Consider the following 17,534-nt stretch of genomic DNA (forward strand, 5'->3'; position numbering starts at 1 on the left):
AATGAAGACGCAAAAGGAATTTTACCATATACACCATCCTTGTTTGAATGTGAATATATACCAGTTTTACAACATGGGCACAATGGAGCACTTATCCTGCTTGCTAAACTTAATGCATTTTCCACCGCTATCATATAAAATGGAACATGAACATACAGTAGAGAAAAAATATAAGGATGGTAACTCTATTTATGAAAACGGCTGTTGTAACGGATAGTACAGCATATATTCCCAAGGATTTAAGAGAAAAGTTAAATATACATATGATTCCGCTGAGCGTGATTTTTGGGAGCGAGACCTACCAGGAAGAAGTGGAAATTACGGCTGCAGATTTTTATGAAGAAGTGAAGCATAAAGAGCTTCCGAAAACTTCTCAGCCCCCGGTGGGCGAGTTTGCCGAGCTGTTTGAGAAATTATCGAAAGAGTATGATGCAGTAATCTCGATTCATCTATCGAGCGGCATCAGCGGCACGTTTCAGGGGGCAGTTACTGCTGGCAGCATGGTTGAGGGGATTCAGGTTTTCCCGTTTGATTCCGAAATCAGCTGTATGGTGCAGGGCTTTTATGTCATTGAAGCGGCTGAACTTGCTGCTGCCGGTAAGGGGACACAGGAAATCGTGGAACGTCTTGAGGAGATGAAGAAGAGCATTCGCGCTTATTTCATGGTAGATGATTTATCACATCTTCAGCGCGGGGGCCGCTTGTCCAGCGCACAGGCATTGATTGGGAGCCTGCTCCAGGTGAAGCCGCTGCTTCATTTTGAAGATAAGAAAATTGTTCCGTTTGAAAAAATTCGCACCCGTAAAAAAGCGATGAAGCGGATGGTTGATTTGTTTTGGGACGATGTGAAAAGCGGGGAGCCGTATCAGGCTGTTATTATCCACGCCAATCGTGAAGAAGAAGCACGCGAGTGGAAGGCTGAGCTTGAGGCGGAGTATCCAAATGTTGAGTTTATGATCAGCTATTTTGGCCCGGTCATTGGCACTCATTTGGGTGAAGGCGCGATGGGATTTGGCTGGGTGAAGAAGTAAGAGTTTGTTTTGGTGCGCCATTCTTTGGGATGGCGCAGATTTTTTTGGAAGGGGTGATGTGTATGTAGGGGTTTGAAAATAGATTCAGGATACCTGCAAATAGAATAATTGGTTTTGCAAATAGAGAGCCTAAATCTGCAAATAGATTCGAAAATTTGCAAATAAAACCGTAATAATTGCAAATAGACAGATAAACTATTTAGTCCAGAGGTGAACTAATTGAGATTTACTCCTAAAATGACCCCTTATTTACAAGATTTTCCCAAGGGAAGCCTCCCGATATCCTCCATTGAAACCATTCCAGAGCCGCCACTCAACGAAAACTATTCATATAACAAAGAACTCCAGCAAGTCCTCTACGGAAAACAGCTTCTATTCGAAAACCTTCCGCATTCAATTGAAGAAATCCATCCGCACTATGAAAATGGCTATATTACTTACCGAAAAGGGGTAATTAAAACCAAAAGCAAGACAGTTTGTGCCAGATGCGGCAATTGTGATGGATCGCTTTTTGCAAGTTTTCCCTGTGCCAGATGCGGTGAGAAAGAGTGTACTTACTGCCGAAAATGCATCATGATGGGGCGGGTCAGTGAATGCACTCCTCTCATCGGATGGTGCGGACCTGAGCCTGTCCGGGAGCTGACTGAGCATCCCTTAGTATGGGCAGGGACCCTTTCACCCGGGCAGCAGATTGCCTCCAGTCTGGTAAAGCAGGCAGTAATCGAAAATAAGGAGCTCCTAGTCTGGGCTGTCTGTGGTGCAGGAAAAACAGAAGTTCTGTTTGAAGGAATCAATGCTGCGCTGGCCTCCGGTAAAAGAGTGTGCATTGCCACTCCGAGAACGGATGTTGTTCTGGAGCTTGGTCCGCGGCTTAAGGAGGTCTTTCCTGGCATACCGATTGCTGTCCTATACGGCGGCAGTGAAGACCGCCATCTCCAAGCTCCCATAACCATCGCCACCACCCATCAGCTTCTCCGTTTTTATAAGGCTTTTGACACCGTGATCCTGGATGAAGTCGACGCCTTTCCTTACACTGCTGATGAGAGTCTGCAATATGCCGTCCGCCAGTCCCGCAAAGATCACTCCTCTATGATTTATCTAACAGCAACGCCTAATCAAAAATGGCAAAAGGAGTGCCGGAGCGGGAAAAGGGACTTTGTTACGATTCCCGCGAGATATCACAGGCACCCAATTCCGGTCCCCGCCTTTATGTGGTGCGGCAACTGGGAGAAAGCCCTCAAAAAAGATAAGCTGCCACCTGCTGTCATCCAATGGATTAAGAAACGGCTGGAAAACCAAAAACAATGTCTCCTCTTCCTGCCGAAGATCGATAAGATGGAAATAGTGCTTGCCATTCTCCGAAAAAACTACCCAAAAATCCAAGCGGTCCACGCGGAAGACCCCGACAGAAAAGCAAAAGTCCAAATGATGCGCAATAAGGAAATCCCTATGCTTCTCACAACAACCATCCTGGAAAGAGGAGTAACGTTCCCTGATATAGATGCAGCTGTTCTTGGAGCGGAAGACCGCATTTTCACAGAAAGTGCCCTTGTCCAAATTGCAGGACGGGTCGGCAGAAGAGCTCAATTCCCCAAGGGAGATATCACCTTTTTCCACTACGGAAAAACCGAAAGCATGGTCAAGGCGCAAAAACAAATTCTCAAGATGAACACTGAAGCCAAGAAGAAAGGACTGATCGACAATTAACTGTTTAATATGCCATGAAGAAATTCTCTCTCCTGTCAGCTGGTCTACGCTCTGGTCGCGGCCAAAAGATAATCATTTGTGCAAGGGCTGTTCCGATAAACTTCCATTTATCATCGGCGAGACATGCCATAAATGCAGCCGCCCCTTCAGCTCCTTTGATCCGCAATTTCGAAAAGGGAATCTATGCGCAGATTGTCTAAGGTGGAATCGGGATTCAGAATGGTCAGGGCTGCTTGTGAAAAACGATTCTCTTTTCCTATACGATGACTTTTTGAAAGAAACAATAGCCCGTTATAAATTCCGGGGCGATTACATTTTGGCGAGAGTTTTCTCAGCATTCATAAGAGAAAAGCTGAAAGCTCTGGAATTCGATTATCTCGTCCCCATTCCTCTAAGTCCTGAAAGGCTTTATGAACGAGGCTTTAATCAGTCTGCTGCACTCATTCATGAAGCAGGCTTTACAGCGACAGAACTGCTTCAGCGGGTACATTCTGAAAAGCAGTCCAAGAAATCGCGTCAGGAGCGGATTCATTACAGCCAGGTCTTCAAGCCTCTTCATGCAAATATTGAAAACAAGGTGATCCTTTTAATAGATGATATATATACAACCGGATCAACTCTATACCATGCAGCGAAAGTTTTGAAAGATAGAGGAGCTGCATCAGTTCGTTCGTTTACATTGGCAAGAGGATAATATTTGGGAAAAATTACAAATTAATATTTTTGAATTAGATAGTTATTAGGTAAATACTCCTATGTTAAAATATTCTAGTCCAGGTAAATTTTATAGATGTGTAAGACGCCAGCTGCTGTCTTAAAGCAGGGTATCTGCACTGGCGACACAGAAATAACTTTTTCAGTTGCCTTTTTGTTGGGAAAGGATGTTTTGAAGTGGACGAATTAAACTCGCAGGAAAATGATATCAAAACAAAGGATATGGCTGAATATTACATCCATAAATTGGAATTAACTAAAATAAAAAATAATCTCAACCAGGCTCAGAAGATCGCTAACATTGGAAGCCTGGAATACGATGTGGAAAACGATAAGGGGTTTTGGTCTGATCAGCTGTTTCGGATTTTTGGCCTAAAGCCTCAAAAAGACTTTTTTCCAGATTATAAAATGTATTTGAGTTACCTTCATCAGGAGGATCGCCCGGCTTTTGAAATTCAGTTTAATAGACTGTTAAAGGAAAAGGACAGTGTGGATCTGATATGCCGGATAACCAGGCAGGATGGAGAGGAGCGGTATATTCACCATCGTGCAAATTATGTTGCGGAAGAAAGCGGATCAGCTAAAATCATTGCAACGATTCAGGATATAACTGAAAAACGGCTCATGGAAGAAAAGCTCTATGAAAACGAGCGGCGAATTGGGCAAATATATGAAAATCTAGAAGTGGGCATTTATTCTGCAGATCTAATTGAAAAGAAGGTTATTCATTTCTCGAGGGGAGTGGAAGGGATTTTCGGCTATTCAGCCGAGGAGTTCATTGCCGATTTCGATTTGTGGAACAATGTGATTCATCCGGATGATCTGCAGGAGGTAGAAGCAGAACGGGCGAAAATACTGAATGGGAATAGCATCCGCTATCAATATCGGATTGTTCATAAATCCGGTGAGGTCAGATGGGTTAATGATCACAGTATTCCGTACCTGAATGATAAAGGTGAGCTTATCCGGGTTGATGGATTTGTAACAGATATAACAGAACAAAAATGGCTTGAAAAGAGAATGAGGCGTATGGCTTTTTATGATCATTTGACCGATCTGCCGAACCGCCGGTACTTTGATCAGAAACTCCAGGACCTTATTGAAGAAGATTCACAGCAGAATTTCGCCGTTTTGTTTTTTGATCTGGAGCGATTAAAGCAGATTAATGATACATTTGGACACTCTTCAGGAGATGAACTGCTTAGGCTTGCTGCACAAAGAATTAAGGAGAAGCTGAATTCAGTCTATTTTTCAGCTAGAATTTCCGGTGATCAATTTGCAGTGATTGTGGAATATATCCAGGAGAAGGAGGATCCTGCAAAATTAGCAGATACCATTAATCAAATTTTTTCTGAATCATTTCTTATCGACAGCTTTGAGCTTAATATTACGCCATCTATAGGCATAAGTTTATATCCGGATAATGGGAGTACAGCTGATGAATTGGTCAGAAATACGGAATCTTCCCTGTACCATGCCAAGCAGAAGGGGAATAATAGATTTCAGGTTTACCACCCCTCCATGGATATTGAATCGTATAAGCTATTTACCCTGGAACAGGATATGAGAAAAGCAATTCAACATGATGAGTTTTTTCTTGAATACCAGCCAAGAGTAGATACGAAGACCGGCAAAATAGTAAGTGCCGAAGCTTTATTAAGGTGGAATCATTCTGAATGGGGCAGAGTGTCGCCGCTGGAATTTATACCGGTAGCTGAGGAATCAGGATTAATTATTAATATAGGCGAGTACGTAATAAGGAAGGTATGCAGGCAGCTATATTCCTGGAAAGAAAAAGGTTTTACCGTTGTTCCAATATCCGTAAATATCTCTCCGCTGAGCTTTTTGAAAAATAGTCTTGTTCCGACAATTATGGAAGCGCTGGAAGAGAACCATCTGGATGCAACACTATTGGAAATAGAATTGACGGAATCTTCCCTAATCAACTATTCCGAGAATGTGATCGCAGTGCTTAAAGAATTGGGTAAAATGGGAGTGAAAATTGCACTGGATGACTTTGGGACCGGCTATTCCTCCATTACCCAGTTAAAAAAATATAAATTCGATATTCTGAAGATCGATAAAACCTTTATCCAGGCAATGGATACAAATGCGGAGGATGCCATCATTACAGCAAATCTGATCCGGCTCGCCCATGGCCTGAATATGAAGGTGGTAGCAGAAGGCGTGGAGACCTTTGAACAGTTCTATTCCTTAAGAAAAAATGAATGTGACCAAATACAGGGGTATCTTTTCAGTCAGCCGATTCCGCCTTCCGTCTTTGAGCAGAAACTGTTAATAGGTAACTTAAAGCCGCAAAATGTCAAAGAAGACAATGTGTTCAAAGGTTTGCGGAAGTATGTCCGGATCGAGTTTCCCTATCCGCTGGAAGCAGAAATGACCATCTTAGAGCTTAACAGCAAGCCTGTCAAAATGGGCAGCACCAAAATCTTAATTGAAGATATGAGTGCAGGCGGAGTTAAATTTGTTTCAAAAATGAAACTCCCTGTGAGAAAGGATATCATTCTATTAATTGAGACCAGGCTATTAGGAGAGATCCTTGCCTTTACCGGAACGATTGTCCGAAAAGATGAAATATCGGATACTCTGACTAATTATGGCTTTCAATTTATTATTGAAGAGGGACCGCGAGCTGAATTGGCGAAGATGCTTGATACTCTGCAAATACAGCTTGAGCAGAACCCGTCCGTCCCCGAATCCCGATTCATAGAAACAGCCAGCAGCCAGCTGTATTTCGAATAATATTTTTCTATAATTATCCTATTCTTCAAGCTATAATAGTTTCATTACAAACTGAGAGAGGGAGAATCATATGGCTGAGTTATCGAACTGCCCGAAATGTGGTGCCATCTTTGTCAAAAACCAGTTCCGCGATGTATGCCAGGAGTGCTGGAAGGAAGAAGAGAAGGCTTATGAGACGGTTTATCAGTTTATCCGTAAGAGGGAGAATCGGACTGCAACCATCATTCAGGTTGTTGAAGCAACCGGGGTAGAGGAAGATTTAATTTTAAAGTTTATCCGTACTGGAAAATTGAAGCTGGCTCAATTTCCGAATCTTGGTTACCCTTGTGAAAAATGCGGGGTCAGCATTCGGGAAGGCAAGGTCTGCAGGAGCTGTGCAGGAGAGCTGAGAAAAGATCTCCAGCAGTTTACCTCTGAGGAAGAACGAAGAAAAGAAGCAGCTCAACGAGAAAAATATGGCACTTATTTTGCCGTCAATGAAAAAATCAATAGACGTTTCTAAGCTATGTGACTCAGTCACATAGCTTTTCTATAGGCTTATGGATGTATTTTTTGCCAAAGTTAAATTAACATTTAAAGAAACTGCACTTATAGCCGATAATAGATATAGGTTAAATCGACCGGAAAGAAAGTGAGGGGTACACATGAAAATCAATAACTTTGGTCCTTCAGGCGTGAACCCATACAAACGCCAAATGAACAAGCTTGAAAATGCAGGCAAAACAGCCAGAACGGCATCAGATAAAATCGAAATTAGCTCTACCGCAAAGGAAATGCAGCAGGTATCACAGCTGAGCGAAAACCGCAAAGCCAAGGTAGAAGAGCTTAAGATCCAGGTTGAGAACGGCACCTATAAAATCAATCCAAAAGAAGTCGCAAAAAGCATCGCTAATTTTTATTCAAAAAAATAATGAGGAGGGAATGGCATGTCAGCCGAAGCACTTACCACATCCATGGAAAAACTGCTTAAGCTTCATAAAAGCCTTTATGAACTTGCAGTTAAAAAGACAGATATGATTAAAACCGGCGACATGGACGCCCTGAATCAGATGCTGAAGGATGAGCAGAGTCATATTGCTGCAATAGGGAAAATGGAACAGGAGAGGCAGAGGATATGCCAGGACCTTGTTCCTGATCTTCCAAGCCCTTCTCTTGGTGATTGCCTGTCAATGCTGAGCGAAGAAGATAAACATCCATTGAACGGATTAAAAGATCAGCTGTCCATGCTCATTCAGGAGCTTAAGGAACGAAATCAGCTGAATCAGCAGCTCATCTATCAATCTCTTCAATTTGTAAATATGTCAATGAGTCTTGTGCAGCCTCAGCAGAACCAGAGCTTAAATTATGTGCATCCGCAGGCAAACAAGATCAAGCATCCGCAGGGCATGTTCAATTCAAAAGTGTAAGTGCTGCGGAATCGGAGGATAAATAATGAGATCGTCATTTATGGGATTAGAAACGGCACGCCGCGCTCTTTTTACGCAGCAGGGTGCCTTATATACTACCGGACATAATATTTCCAATGCCAATACAGAAGGGTACACAAGACAGAGGGTCAACTTTCAGCAGACTCAAGCCTATCCGTCAGTCGGATTAAATCGTCCCCAGCTTCCAGGCCAGATGGGAACTGGTGTGGAAGCTGGTTCTGTGCAAAGAATTCGGGAGGGATTCCTTGATTCACAATTCCGCAATGAAAATAATAAATTCGGATATTGGAGTTCCCGGAGCGAAGCTTTGACCCGCATGGAAGATGTTATGAACGAGCCTTCTGAGGACGGCCTGGCGCAGACGCTGGATCGTTTTTGGAATGCTCTTCAGGATCTTTCCGTACAGCCTGAAGACTCCGGAGCACGTTCAGTCGTCAGGCAAAGGGGAATAGCGGTTGCTGAAACATTCAATTATTTATCAAGCCAGCTCCAGGCGCAAAGAGATGATCTTGGAAACCAGATAGATCATTCTGTAAAAGAAATCAATTCCCTTCTTTCCCAAATAAAAAATATTAATGAGCAGATCGGCAGCATTGAACCGCATGGATACTTGCCTAATGACTTATATGATGCAAGGGATCTGCTTGTCGATCAATTGTCAGGATTGGTTAATATTAAAGTTTCTTCCGTCTCAAGCGGCGGACTTGCCGACAGCATGGCTGAAGGAAAATATACAATTGAAATCCTGAATGGCAGCAATCAGCCAATCGGAACGCTGATCGATGGAAAAAATGGTTTTATTAATGAAATAAGTGTGACAAAGGACAGCGATAAAGCTGTTTCCAAAATTAGCATCGGGACAAAGGAAATGGATGCGGCCGCTTTTAAATCTGGTGGTCAGCTATTAGCCCAAATCGAATCTTATGGCTATAAAGATGCTAACTCGGCTATTCAGGGTGAATATCCGGATATGCTTGCTTCGCTTGATTTAATGGCATTCCGATTTGCCCAGCAGTTTAATGCCGTCCATCAGAGCGGCTGGAGTATTACGGAGATAAATAAAGGGCAGAAGCAAGGATTTGATTTCTTTGATTTTGAAGGCGGAGATTTGCAATCACCTGAAGGAGCTGCTTCTAAGCTTAAGCTTTCAGATGATATTGCCAATGAGCTGAATAATATCGCTGCTTCTTCAAGCGGGAAGTTATTTAGTGGATCGATTAGCAGGATTTCTGGCTCTTCCACAGGTAACCCTACTATTTTGGGAGCTTTTAAAGGGGTCACGTCTACTGACACTCCACCACAAGTATATGATCAGGTGAAAATCACTGTAGAATATGACGGTACAGGCTGGAAATACTCAGCCAGTGATATGAACGGCGATCCAATCACAGGTCATTCAAGCCAGACAGTAAACAGCAGCATGGAGCTTTTCGGACTGAAAATTGACCCAAGTACAGTGCAGAATCTATCAGCTGGCGATTCCTGGTCATTCGACCTTAATGGTACAGGCGTTAACCCTTCAAGCCAATCATTCATCGGAGATGGATCCAATGCTCTGGCTTTAGCGAATGTAAAAGATGCTGTGATGGATTTTAACGGCTCCACAACGAATATCATGAGCTTTTATCAAGGGAAAATCGGCCAGATGGGTGTTGATACAGAGGAATCCATCCGGATGGCGAATAACAGCCAAAAGCTTGTTGACACGGTTCAATTTAATCGCGCATCTGTCAGCTCTGTATCTCTTGATGAAGAAATGACAAATATGATTCAATTCCAGCATGCCTATAATGCGGCAGCCAGACAAATGACGGCTATTGATGAAATGCTCGATACCATCATTAATGGCATGGGCAGAGTCGGAAGGTAAGGAGGTAATCTTTAAATGCGTGTAACACAATCAATGCTTTCAAATAATTCACTTCGGCATATACAAAACAGTTTCCGAAGCATGGGAAAACTTGAAGAGCAATTAACAACCGGAAAAAAGGTGAACCGTCCTTCGGATGACCCTGTTGTGGCCATGAAAGGGATGCGCTACCGTTCACAGGTAGTTGAAGTAGAGCAGTTCCAGAGAAATTTGTCTGAAGTATATAATTGGATGGACAATGCTGACGCTGCTTTAGACGAAGTTAATTCTGTTATGCAGAGGGTGCGGGAACTGACAGTTAAAGCATCTAATGATTCCTATGAGGAAAAGCAGCGCCAGGCTATAGCGAGTGAGCTTAAGCAGCTTCGTGTTCATTTAGAATCTATTGCTAATACGAAGGTAAATAATAAGTATATTTTTAACGGGTCTGATACTTCCGGCAAACCCGTAGATCTTGCCAAGGTGGATGAAACTGTAGACCTGGGTACAATTGAAGCAGGAAATGCGGGAAACTACTCGCTTTTCACAGAAGCGGGTGAACAGCTGCTTTGGAATGAATTCAAAGCTGCCTATATTGGCAAGGATGGGACAGAGGTCAATGTTCCGGTTACCGGCGATTATATTGCCAAAGAAATCGGAGCAGTTGCGGTGAACTCAAATAATGTGGACATTGAGGTTTCCAAAGGCGTTCACTTAAATGTAAATATTAAACCGCAAAACGTTTTTTCACTGGATTTCTTCAGTGACTTAAAAGACCTGATCGATAAAATGGAATCTCCTGAGTCATCCGGGGAAGACTTGAACAAATTCCTTGGCACTTTGGATGGTCATATAGACAAAATTATTTCTGAACGCGCTGAACTCGGGGCGCGCTATAACCGTGTGGAAATGGTAGAAAGCCGTCTCATGAGCCAGGAAATCATCGCAAAGCAGACCATGTCTGAAAATGAGGACATAGATGCTGAGAAGGTAATCATTGATCTGACCTCGCAGGAGACACTGCACCGTGCAGCCCTGGCGGTTGGAGCGAAGATTATCCAGCCTTCCTTGATTGATTTCTTAAGATAAACCTATTCAAAGCTATCTATTGCAGATAGCTTTTCTTTCTATCCAGATAATAAAGTGGTGATACGATGAATATGCCATACCTGCAAACTCATATAACCAGTGCACAGCTTGGCATCAATTACTCCCGACCTGACATGAAAATGAAGCAGCCGCAGGCAGATCTGCAAATCAAACAGCCGGCAGCCGACCTTGAAATCAGCTATGAACCTTCCTCTTTAAGCATCGATCAATCTGAAGCTCTTGCTGATGTAGATCGCAAAGGACCTTTAAGGAGAACAAAAGAATGGGTAGAACAAGCCAGGCAGGTTTTAGCAGAGGGGGTTGCCAAAAGGGCCAGGCAGGGTGACCAGATGATGGAGATTGAACACGGAGGCGGAGCGATTGCCCGGATATCTCGGGAAAACAGCAATCCTCCCATGAAAGAAATCGGTTTTGGATTCCTTCCTAAAACGCCATTTCGGGTGAAACTTGATTATGATCCGGGAAAGGTGGATATTGAATTCACCCCCAACAAACCAGTTATTGATTCCAAGGCGAACAAGCCGATCATTGAACATGAAAACTGGAAGGCTGAAATTTATATAAAGCAAAAAGACTCTATTGATTTTGAACTTAAAAACTTTAAAATCGATCAGTATGTATAGAAAGCGGTGAAGGAAATGAAGCTAGCAACAAAATACCAGGGTGAAATCGAGATTTCGCAGGATCAAGTCATTCATTTTTCCAGCGGGATTCCAGGATTCCAGGACGAAAAGGAATTTGTCCTGCTGCCATTTTTTGAGGATATGCCTTATTTCATTTTGCAGTCAGGCCAGACCACAGAACTTGCATTTGTAGTTGTGGATCCTTATCCATTTTTCCCTGAATACCAATATAAGCTCACAGAAGCCCAAATTGAATCTTTAAAAATAGAAAAGCAGGAAGACGTCGCAACGTTTGTGATCCTAACTCTGAAGGAACTGTTCACAGACTCAACAGCTAATTTAAAAGGGCCGCTTGTGATCAATGTCAAAGAAAAACTGGGCAAGCAGCTGATCCTTAATGACTCCGCCTATGAAACAAAGCATTTACTTTTTAATTCCTTAAAAGAGGAGGAATCAAAATGCTAGTGTTAACGAGGAGATCCAATGAGTCGATCATGGTGAATGACGAAATAGAAATTTCCATCCTTTCGATAGAAGGTGACCAGGTAAAACTGGGCATCAAGGCCCCAAGGGAAGTAGAAATCCACCGCAAGGAAATTTATCTCCAGATCCAAAAGGAAAACAAAGAGGCGTTGAATCTTCCAGGTGAATTAATAAACCTTCTGCAAAAAAATAAATAAGAAAAATTTTCTATCCTTGTAAAACTATCGAACTATTTGTCGATATAACTGGTGTAACAGAGAATAGGGCGGCCGACCTTTACCTCTTACCCAACAAACCACACGGATGTGGGAAAACTCAAAATCAGGGAGGAAAACCAAATGATTATCAACAATAATATTCCTGCGTTGAATACTTATCGTCAGATGGGTGCTAACCAAAAAGCAAATGCAAACGCAATGGAGAAGCTTTCTTCAGGTCTTCGTATTAATAAAGCAGGAGATGATGCTGCAGGTCTAGCAATCTCCGAAAAAATGCGTGCACAGGTTCGTGGTTTAGATCAAGCTAGCCGTAACTCTCAAGACGGTATCTCTATGATCCAAACTGCTGAGGGAGCTCTTCAAGAAACTCAAAATATCCTTCAGCGTATGCGTGAACTTGCTACACAAGCCGCGAACGATACAAACGTAGAAGTTGACCGTGCTGAAATCCAGAAGGAAATGAATGCATTGACTTCTGAAATTAACCGTATTGGTGAGACTACTGAGTTTAATACGCAGAAAATTTTAAAAGGTGATGGTTCTGCAGTCAAAGAAGTAGGAGCATTAGAACTAGACAAAACTGGTGTTATTGCACAGACTGCTCTTCAAGGTGGTAAAGTCGAAGCTGCTACAGCTGCTAAAATGCAACTTTCACTTGGTGCAGGTGATGGTGCAGATGAATTAAACGGAGAGAGTTTCACTTTTGAATTCAATGGAAACAGTGTTAAACTTGATATTAAAACAGTAGCTACTGCTGGAGAAGAAGGAGCCAACACTTTTGAAGTTAAAGATGGCGGTAATGAAGTAACTCTTACTCTAGTAGCAGGAGATGATAATCAAAAGTTCATCATGAGTAAGATGGAAGAGGCATTAAAAGCAGCAATTACTGAAAATGCAAATATTGACGAATCTAATTATACTTTCTCTCGTGATGAAGCAGTGTTAAGCGTTAATTCTGTTTCTACCGGAGAAGGAGAATCTATTTCTGTAACAGGAGCTACTGGTAATGATTCACTTACTGCGAACCTTGGACCAACAGCTGCTACGTCTACAGCACAGAATGCATTAGGAAATTCTGAAGGTTTCGATACAGCTTCAAGTATTACAATTAATGGAGAAACAGTAACCCTAACTCAAACTGCTACCCTAGGTGCAGCATATGATGCAGCTGCGAATAAAAGTACTGTAGTTACTAAACTTCAAGAAGATATTGATAATTCTTTAGGTGAAGGTAAGTACACTGTTTCTGTTGGTGATGATGATAAACTTACAATCACTAGCGTAGAAAAGGGTTCGGCTGCAGCAGTAGTTGTCGCTGGAACTTCTGAAGCTCTGTTGGGATTTGGAACTGATGTTGAAGTTGCTGGAACAGCTGGTACATTTAATGATGTAGTAGGTACAAAACAAGAAGTTTCAGGTGATAAAGAAGTACGTACAAGAGCATCAGCTACAATTGACTCTTTCACTGCAACAAACTTAAAAGATCAAATCATTGCATCAGGAATAGCTTCTGATAATTCAGATTATTTTGCTTCTGGTAATGTTACAGATGAAGGAGCAGAAAAGTTTCTAAATGGTAAAGGATTCACGATTGGTGATGAAACAGTTGAATTCTTTAATAGTAATGAATCTGCATATAAAGGTACAGCTGATCATGCAGTGGATTTAGCTTTGGTTAACTGGGATTCTACGAGTGGTAGTACTAATGTAGATACTTACGATATGGAAGCTTTAGTATCATCAATTGTTAGTCAAATCGGTAACAAAATGGAGAATGTAACATTAAGTGATACATCTACTGCAGGAGTTGCAGCACAACTTACAGTAACTGCTAAAGAACCAGGAATTGCTGGTAACTCAATTGAAGTTAACGATGCAGCAAGTCGTGAAGCTTCTGATGTGGTTGGAAGTACATTTGAAGCAACATTCCAAATCGGTGCTAACACTGGTCAAAGCATGACAATTCAAGTTGGTGATATGAGAGCACAAGCTTTAGGAGTTAGTGGTGGCAAAGAAGGTTCAACAGTAACAGCTAAAAATGGAACAGAAGCTTCTTATGTAAAAACTGCAAACGTAACAAATGGAACAAATAATGATAATGTTGAGTTTGCATTAGATGTTTCTACTCATGAGAAAGCTAGCGCTTCAATTTCTGTAATCAATGATGCGATTGAAAAAGTATCAGCACAACGTTCTGATCTAGGTGCATTCCAAAACCGTTTAGAGCACACAATCTCTAACTTAGGAAGTGCATCTGAGAACTTATCAGCTGCTGAATCTCGTATCCGTGACGTAGATATGGCTAAAGAAGTAATGGAAATGACTCGTACAAACATCCTTTCCCAGGCTTCTCAAGCGATGCTTGCTCAGGCTAACCAAAAGCCGCAATCAGTTCTTCAATTACTTGGATAATTCAATTATTCAATTTAAAAGAGGCTCTAGTTCTGCTAGAGTCTCTTTTGCTTAACAAAGCAAAAATAAGCTGACCAGGGGGATGGAAATTGGATAAAGATCAGCAAGAATATAAGAAATTCCTCGAAGAACAGCTTCAATGGAGTATTATCCGTGCTCAATTATTAGAAGAGATTGATGATAAGCTTCATGAAATGAAAGCCATTGCTGAGTATGCAATGGAAAATGAGCTTAATCAGATTGAAGTGAAGAATTTAAATGGACAGTTAAACATCTTAAAAAATGAAGTGGCTGCTCTAGAACAGCAGTTGACCTCAGCTGTACATTAGAATAAAGGCGGTGTTTACATGGACATTGCTCTTCTATCTATGGCCTTAAGCCAGGGACAAGTTCAGCAGCAGGCCTCCATGTCAGTTATGAAGCAGGCGATTGGAAGTGCAGAACAGCAGGGTGCTGCTTTTCAGAAGCTGCTTAATACTGCTGACATACAGGCTCTTCAGCATGCTGCTCAGCCTCATCTTGGCGGCAATATAGATTTGAAAGGGTAGTTTTCAGAGTAACTATGGTTGCTCTTTTTTTCTATTAAAAAATACATGTTCGATAAAAAAATTACATAATTTTCTGATATTAATAGTGAATATGTATTTAGGGGAGATTTCTATGAAACTGGAGACTGATGTTTCGTTAAAGCCTTCCTTTTCTTCCGCGTTAACTAGAATTGAACAGCCAGAAAAAGTGCAGCCGTTGGCAGAGAGTGAAAAAGAAGAAACAAAGAAAACAGAGGGAATGTCCAAAGAGTATCTGGAGGAGAAAATCAAGGATACGAACAATTTTTTGGAGCCTTCTTTCACAGCGGTGAAGTTTCAGCTGCATGAGGATTTGAATCGGTATTATGTCGAGGTGGTTGACCAGAAAACGAAAGAGGTCGTCCGGGAGATTCCGCCTAAGGATTTCCTGGATATGATTGCAAAAATGACCGAGTTTTTGGGTGTTCTGATCGATAAAAGAATCTAAAGCATTGGGAAAAGAAGAGTCGCTGCACTCTTCTTTTTATTTTTCCCTTCAGATCTTCTGCTCTTTACCGATATAAGAGGTAGAGAATAATCGGCAGAAAGGAATATGCAAATGTCTGGTATTCGAATAAGCGGTTTAGCTTCCGGATTAGATACGGAGAGCATTATTAAAGATATGATGCGGGCACAAAGGTTGCCTGTTGATAAATTAAAGCAACAAAGGCAGACACTTGAATGGCAGAGGGATTCCTACAGGGAAGTCAATCTTCTTCTGACTAATTTCAGGGATTCGACCTTAAACATGCGTCTGCAGTCTACTTTTATGACGAAAAATACAAGCGCCTCCAATGAAAGCAAAGTGACTGCAACGGCAGCAGCAACTGCAGGGGATGTTTCCTATACAATATCAAAGATTTCCCAGCTGGCAACGTCGGCAACGAACTCAAGTGCATCCGGTATTTCCACAGATCCAAATAATAAAATTAGTACCACCGATAAGCTGTATTCCATTCAGGATAAATTCCAGGCTGGAGCCTTTGAATGGAAAGACACAGGTACAGGAATTAAAGAGGATATATCGGTTGATAGTGCCGGCAAAGAGTTTACACTCAGGAAGTTAGGAAAAGAATCAATAGAATCTGTAACAGGGATAAATGTTTCTGGTACTGCTTTTACAGTGGTAGAAAAACTTGAAGATTTAGATGAGTCACAAAATCAGGTTTTTGTTGATGCTAATACTGGAAAAATGACCTTCAGTAAGGAATTAGAGGCGGATAGTACAATTACTGCAGAGTACAAATCAATTTTTAAGGACTCTGTAACGGTGTCCGAAAAGAGTAATGAAGCTACTTTAACTCATGTAGGCATTACAGATATTAAAGGAGATGCAGTTACGGTTAAATGGTATGAAAACTCGATAGAACGGACAGAAACCTTTACTCTGAATAATAGTGGTTCCGCTCTAGCTGAAAATGAGTTTTCCATTGATAAAGAAACCGGGAAAATGACATTTGGAAAAGATCTTGAAAAAGGGGCAACCGTTGAAGCTTCCTACCACCATAAATACTTTGAGTTTGAGATGGTTACCCATGCCTCTAAGGGCGAGGCTGTTGAGTTATTTAAGTTTGATGGCAAGGATAATTTGAACTCTGTCATTAATGCAATGAATGAATCCGATTTAGGTATAAATGTATTCTATGATGAATTTTCCGATAAAATCACCATGTCACGGACAGAATCCGGTAATTACAATACTACTGGGAACGGGAAAGAAATTGGTTTCCGAAACAGCAGCTTTTTAAAGGTCGGACTGCAGATGGACCAGACCAATGAGGTCGGCGGTGCCAATGCAAAGTTTACTTTAAATGGTCTTGAGACGGAGAGGAACTCAAATACTTTTACCTTTAATGGGGTTACTTTTACACTAAAGGATAAGATTGATCCTGCCGCTGGTGATGTGCCGGTTACGATTTCAGTAACAAATGACACCACAAAAGCGCTCGATAATATTAAAGAGTTTGTTAACAGCTATAATGAACTGATTGATAAAATCCAGGGAAAATTAAAAGAAGAGAGATACAAGGATTACACTCCTTTAACAGATGAGCAAAGGGAAGCTCTTTCTGATAAGGAAATTGAGAAATGGGAAGAAAAGTCGAAAAGCGGCATGCTTCGAAATGATCAGAATTTGAGAAGCCTACTGGACAAGCTTAGGATGGACTTCTATACTCCGCTCGCCAATTCAGATAGTGAGTTTAAGCAGCTGTCAGCAATTGGAATCACGACCACTGCCAATTATTTGGAGGGCGGAAAGCTGCAAATTAATGAAGCTAAGCTAAAAGAAGCTCTGGAGAAGGATCCGGAAGGAATTTATAACCTCTTTGCCGCTGATGGCACAGCCTCAGGTGAAAAGGGGATTTCCAGGCGTCTTCGTGATTCTCTGACTTCTTCTATCAGCACGATTACTGAAAGAGCAGGAAGCGGGACGAAAACGAATAGTCAGTTCACAATTGGAAAAAATCTTGATAGCATTAATACCCGTATAAAAGATATGGAAGCAAGGCTAGTGGAAAAAGAAGACCGCTACTGGAAGCAGTTCTCAGCAATGGAAACAGCGATGCAGAAAATGAATGAACAAATGAATTATCTAATGTCCCAATTGGGCGGAACGGCAGGATAATAAAG

General features: G+C 41.7%; 17 protein-coding genes and 1 pseudogene. All 18 read left to right on the forward strand.

Annotated elements, in window-relative coordinates; translation table 11 throughout:
- Positions 1-191 precede the first annotated feature (191 nt).
- The 18 genes and pseudogenes from ACEQ1T_RS16340 (at position 192) to fliD (ending at position 17,529) form a co-directional block, all read left to right on the forward strand.
- Positions 192-1,031 carry a DegV family protein gene (locus ACEQ1T_RS16340; protein ID WP_370223773.1) on the forward strand — a complete coding sequence of 280 codons (840 nt, stop codon included), beginning with the start codon at positions 192-194 and terminating at the stop codon, positions 1,029-1,031.
- 237 nt (positions 1,032-1,268) lie between these two features.
- Positions 1,269-2,738 carry a DEAD/DEAH box helicase gene (locus tag ACEQ1T_RS16345; protein ID WP_370223825.1) on the forward strand — a complete coding sequence of 490 codons (1,470 nt, stop codon included), beginning with the start codon at positions 1,269-1,271 and terminating at the stop codon, positions 2,736-2,738.
- Positions 2,739-2,745: 7 nt separating this feature from the next.
- A pseudogene (locus ACEQ1T_RS16350) lies at positions 2,746-2,925 on the forward strand (double zinc ribbon domain-containing protein); the annotation flags it as partial.
- 48 nt (positions 2,926-2,973) lie between these two features.
- Positions 2,974-3,432: a ComF family protein gene (locus ACEQ1T_RS16355; RefSeq protein ID WP_370223774.1), complete on the forward strand. Its 459-nt coding sequence runs from the start codon at positions 2,974-2,976 to the stop codon at positions 3,430-3,432.
- Positions 3,433-3,629: 197 nt separating this feature from the next.
- Complete coding sequence (locus tag ACEQ1T_RS16360; RefSeq protein ID WP_370223775.1) at positions 3,630-6,215, forward strand: EAL domain-containing protein; 2,586 nt, start codon at positions 3,630-3,632, stop codon at positions 6,213-6,215.
- A 70-nt stretch (positions 6,216-6,285) separates the two neighbouring features.
- Entirely contained in the window at positions 6,286-6,717 is a 432-nt protein-coding gene (locus ACEQ1T_RS16365; RefSeq protein ID WP_206840075.1) for a TIGR03826 family flagellar region protein, read from the forward strand.
- Positions 6,718-6,859: 142 nt separating this feature from the next.
- On the forward strand, positions 6,860-7,126 hold the full coding sequence (flgM, locus tag ACEQ1T_RS16370) for a flagellar biosynthesis anti-sigma factor FlgM (protein WP_370223777.1): 267 nt from the start codon (positions 6,860-6,862) through the stop codon (positions 7,124-7,126).
- Positions 7,127-7,141: 15 nt separating this feature from the next.
- Entirely contained in the window at positions 7,142-7,621 is a 480-nt protein-coding gene (locus ACEQ1T_RS16375; protein WP_370223778.1) for a flagellar protein FlgN, read from the forward strand.
- A gap of 25 nt (positions 7,622-7,646) precedes the next feature.
- Entirely contained in the window at positions 7,647-9,512 is a 1,866-nt protein-coding gene (gene flgK / locus ACEQ1T_RS16380; RefSeq protein ID WP_370223779.1) for a flagellar hook-associated protein FlgK, read from the forward strand.
- A gap of 15 nt (positions 9,513-9,527) precedes the next feature.
- Positions 9,528-10,580: a flagellar hook-associated protein FlgL gene (flgL, locus tag ACEQ1T_RS16385; protein ID WP_370223780.1), complete on the forward strand. Its 1,053-nt coding sequence runs from the start codon at positions 9,528-9,530 to the stop codon at positions 10,578-10,580.
- Between the two features lie 65 nt (positions 10,581-10,645).
- Positions 10,646-11,224 carry a DUF6470 family protein gene (locus ACEQ1T_RS16390; protein WP_370223782.1) on the forward strand — a complete coding sequence of 193 codons (579 nt, stop codon included), beginning with the start codon at positions 10,646-10,648 and terminating at the stop codon, positions 11,222-11,224.
- A gap of 15 nt (positions 11,225-11,239) precedes the next feature.
- Positions 11,240-11,689 carry a flagellar assembly protein FliW gene (fliW, locus tag ACEQ1T_RS16395; RefSeq protein ID WP_370223783.1) on the forward strand — a complete coding sequence of 150 codons (450 nt, stop codon included), beginning with the start codon at positions 11,240-11,242 and terminating at the stop codon, positions 11,687-11,689.
- On the forward strand, positions 11,683-11,904 hold the full coding sequence (csrA, locus tag ACEQ1T_RS16400) for a carbon storage regulator CsrA (protein ID WP_370223785.1): 222 nt from the start codon (positions 11,683-11,685) through the stop codon (positions 11,902-11,904). Before fliW ends, csrA begins: the two co-directional genes overlap by 7 nt.
- Before the next feature lie 141 nt (positions 11,905-12,045).
- The gene (locus ACEQ1T_RS16405; RefSeq protein WP_370223787.1) at positions 12,046-14,337 is read left to right on the forward strand and encodes a flagellin; all 2,292 of its coding nucleotides are present in this window, start codon (positions 12,046-12,048) and stop codon (positions 14,335-14,337) included.
- 89 nt (positions 14,338-14,426) lie between these two features.
- Positions 14,427-14,666 (forward strand): hypothetical protein, encoded by a 240-nt coding sequence (locus tag ACEQ1T_RS16410; RefSeq protein WP_370223788.1) that lies wholly within the window; start codon positions 14,427-14,429, stop codon positions 14,664-14,666.
- Between the two features lie 18 nt (positions 14,667-14,684).
- On the forward strand, positions 14,685-14,885 hold the full coding sequence (locus ACEQ1T_RS16415) for a YjfB family protein (RefSeq protein WP_370223789.1): 201 nt from the start codon (positions 14,685-14,687) through the stop codon (positions 14,883-14,885).
- Positions 14,886-14,997: 112 nt separating this feature from the next.
- Positions 14,998-15,351, forward strand: a complete 354-nt coding sequence (flaG, locus tag ACEQ1T_RS16420; RefSeq protein WP_370223790.1) for a flagellar protein FlaG — start codon at positions 14,998-15,000, stop codon at positions 15,349-15,351.
- Between the two features lie 111 nt (positions 15,352-15,462).
- A complete protein-coding gene (gene fliD / locus ACEQ1T_RS16425) occupies positions 15,463-17,529 on the forward strand; it encodes a flagellar filament capping protein FliD (protein WP_370223791.1) in 2,067 nt (688 codons plus the stop codon).
- The last annotated feature ends 5 nt before the right edge of the window (positions 17,530-17,534 follow it).

This window comes from Cytobacillus sp., from assembly GCF_964223445.1.
Taxonomy (GTDB): domain Bacteria; phylum Bacillota; class Bacilli; order Bacillales; family Cytobacillaceae; genus Cytobacillus.

Coding starts and splice junctions, on each gene's coding strand:
- ACEQ1T_RS16340 (WP_370223773.1), top strand. CDS start 192: ATGAAAACGGCTGTTGTAACGGATAGTACAGCATATATTCCCAAGGAT.
- ACEQ1T_RS16345 (WP_370223825.1), top strand. CDS start 1,269: ATGACCCCTTATTTACAAGATTTTCCCAAGGGAAGCCTCCCGATATCC.
- ACEQ1T_RS16365 (WP_206840075.1), top strand. CDS start 6,286: ATGGCTGAGTTATCGAACTGCCCGAAATGTGGTGCCATCTTTGTCAAA.
- flgM (WP_370223777.1), top strand. CDS start 6,860: ATGAAAATCAATAACTTTGGTCCTTCAGGCGTGAACCCATACAAACGC.
- ACEQ1T_RS16375 (WP_370223778.1), top strand. CDS start 7,142: ATGTCAGCCGAAGCACTTACCACATCCATGGAAAAACTGCTTAAGCTT.
- flgK (WP_370223779.1), top strand. CDS start 7,647: ATGAGATCGTCATTTATGGGATTAGAAACGGCACGCCGCGCTCTTTTT.
- flgL (WP_370223780.1), top strand. CDS start 9,528: ATGCGTGTAACACAATCAATGCTTTCAAATAATTCACTTCGGCATATA.
- ACEQ1T_RS16390 (WP_370223782.1), top strand. CDS start 10,646: ATGAATATGCCATACCTGCAAACTCATATAACCAGTGCACAGCTTGGC.
- fliW (WP_370223783.1), top strand. CDS start 11,240: ATGAAGCTAGCAACAAAATACCAGGGTGAAATCGAGATTTCGCAGGAT.
- csrA (WP_370223785.1), top strand. CDS start 11,683: ATGCTAGTGTTAACGAGGAGATCCAATGAGTCGATCATGGTGAATGAC.
- ACEQ1T_RS16405 (WP_370223787.1), top strand. CDS start 12,046: ATGATTATCAACAATAATATTCCTGCGTTGAATACTTATCGTCAGATG.
- ACEQ1T_RS16415 (WP_370223789.1), top strand. CDS start 14,685: ATGGACATTGCTCTTCTATCTATGGCCTTAAGCCAGGGACAAGTTCAG.
- flaG (WP_370223790.1), top strand. CDS start 14,998: ATGAAACTGGAGACTGATGTTTCGTTAAAGCCTTCCTTTTCTTCCGCG.
- fliD (WP_370223791.1), top strand. CDS start 15,463: ATGTCTGGTATTCGAATAAGCGGTTTAGCTTCCGGATTAGATACGGAG.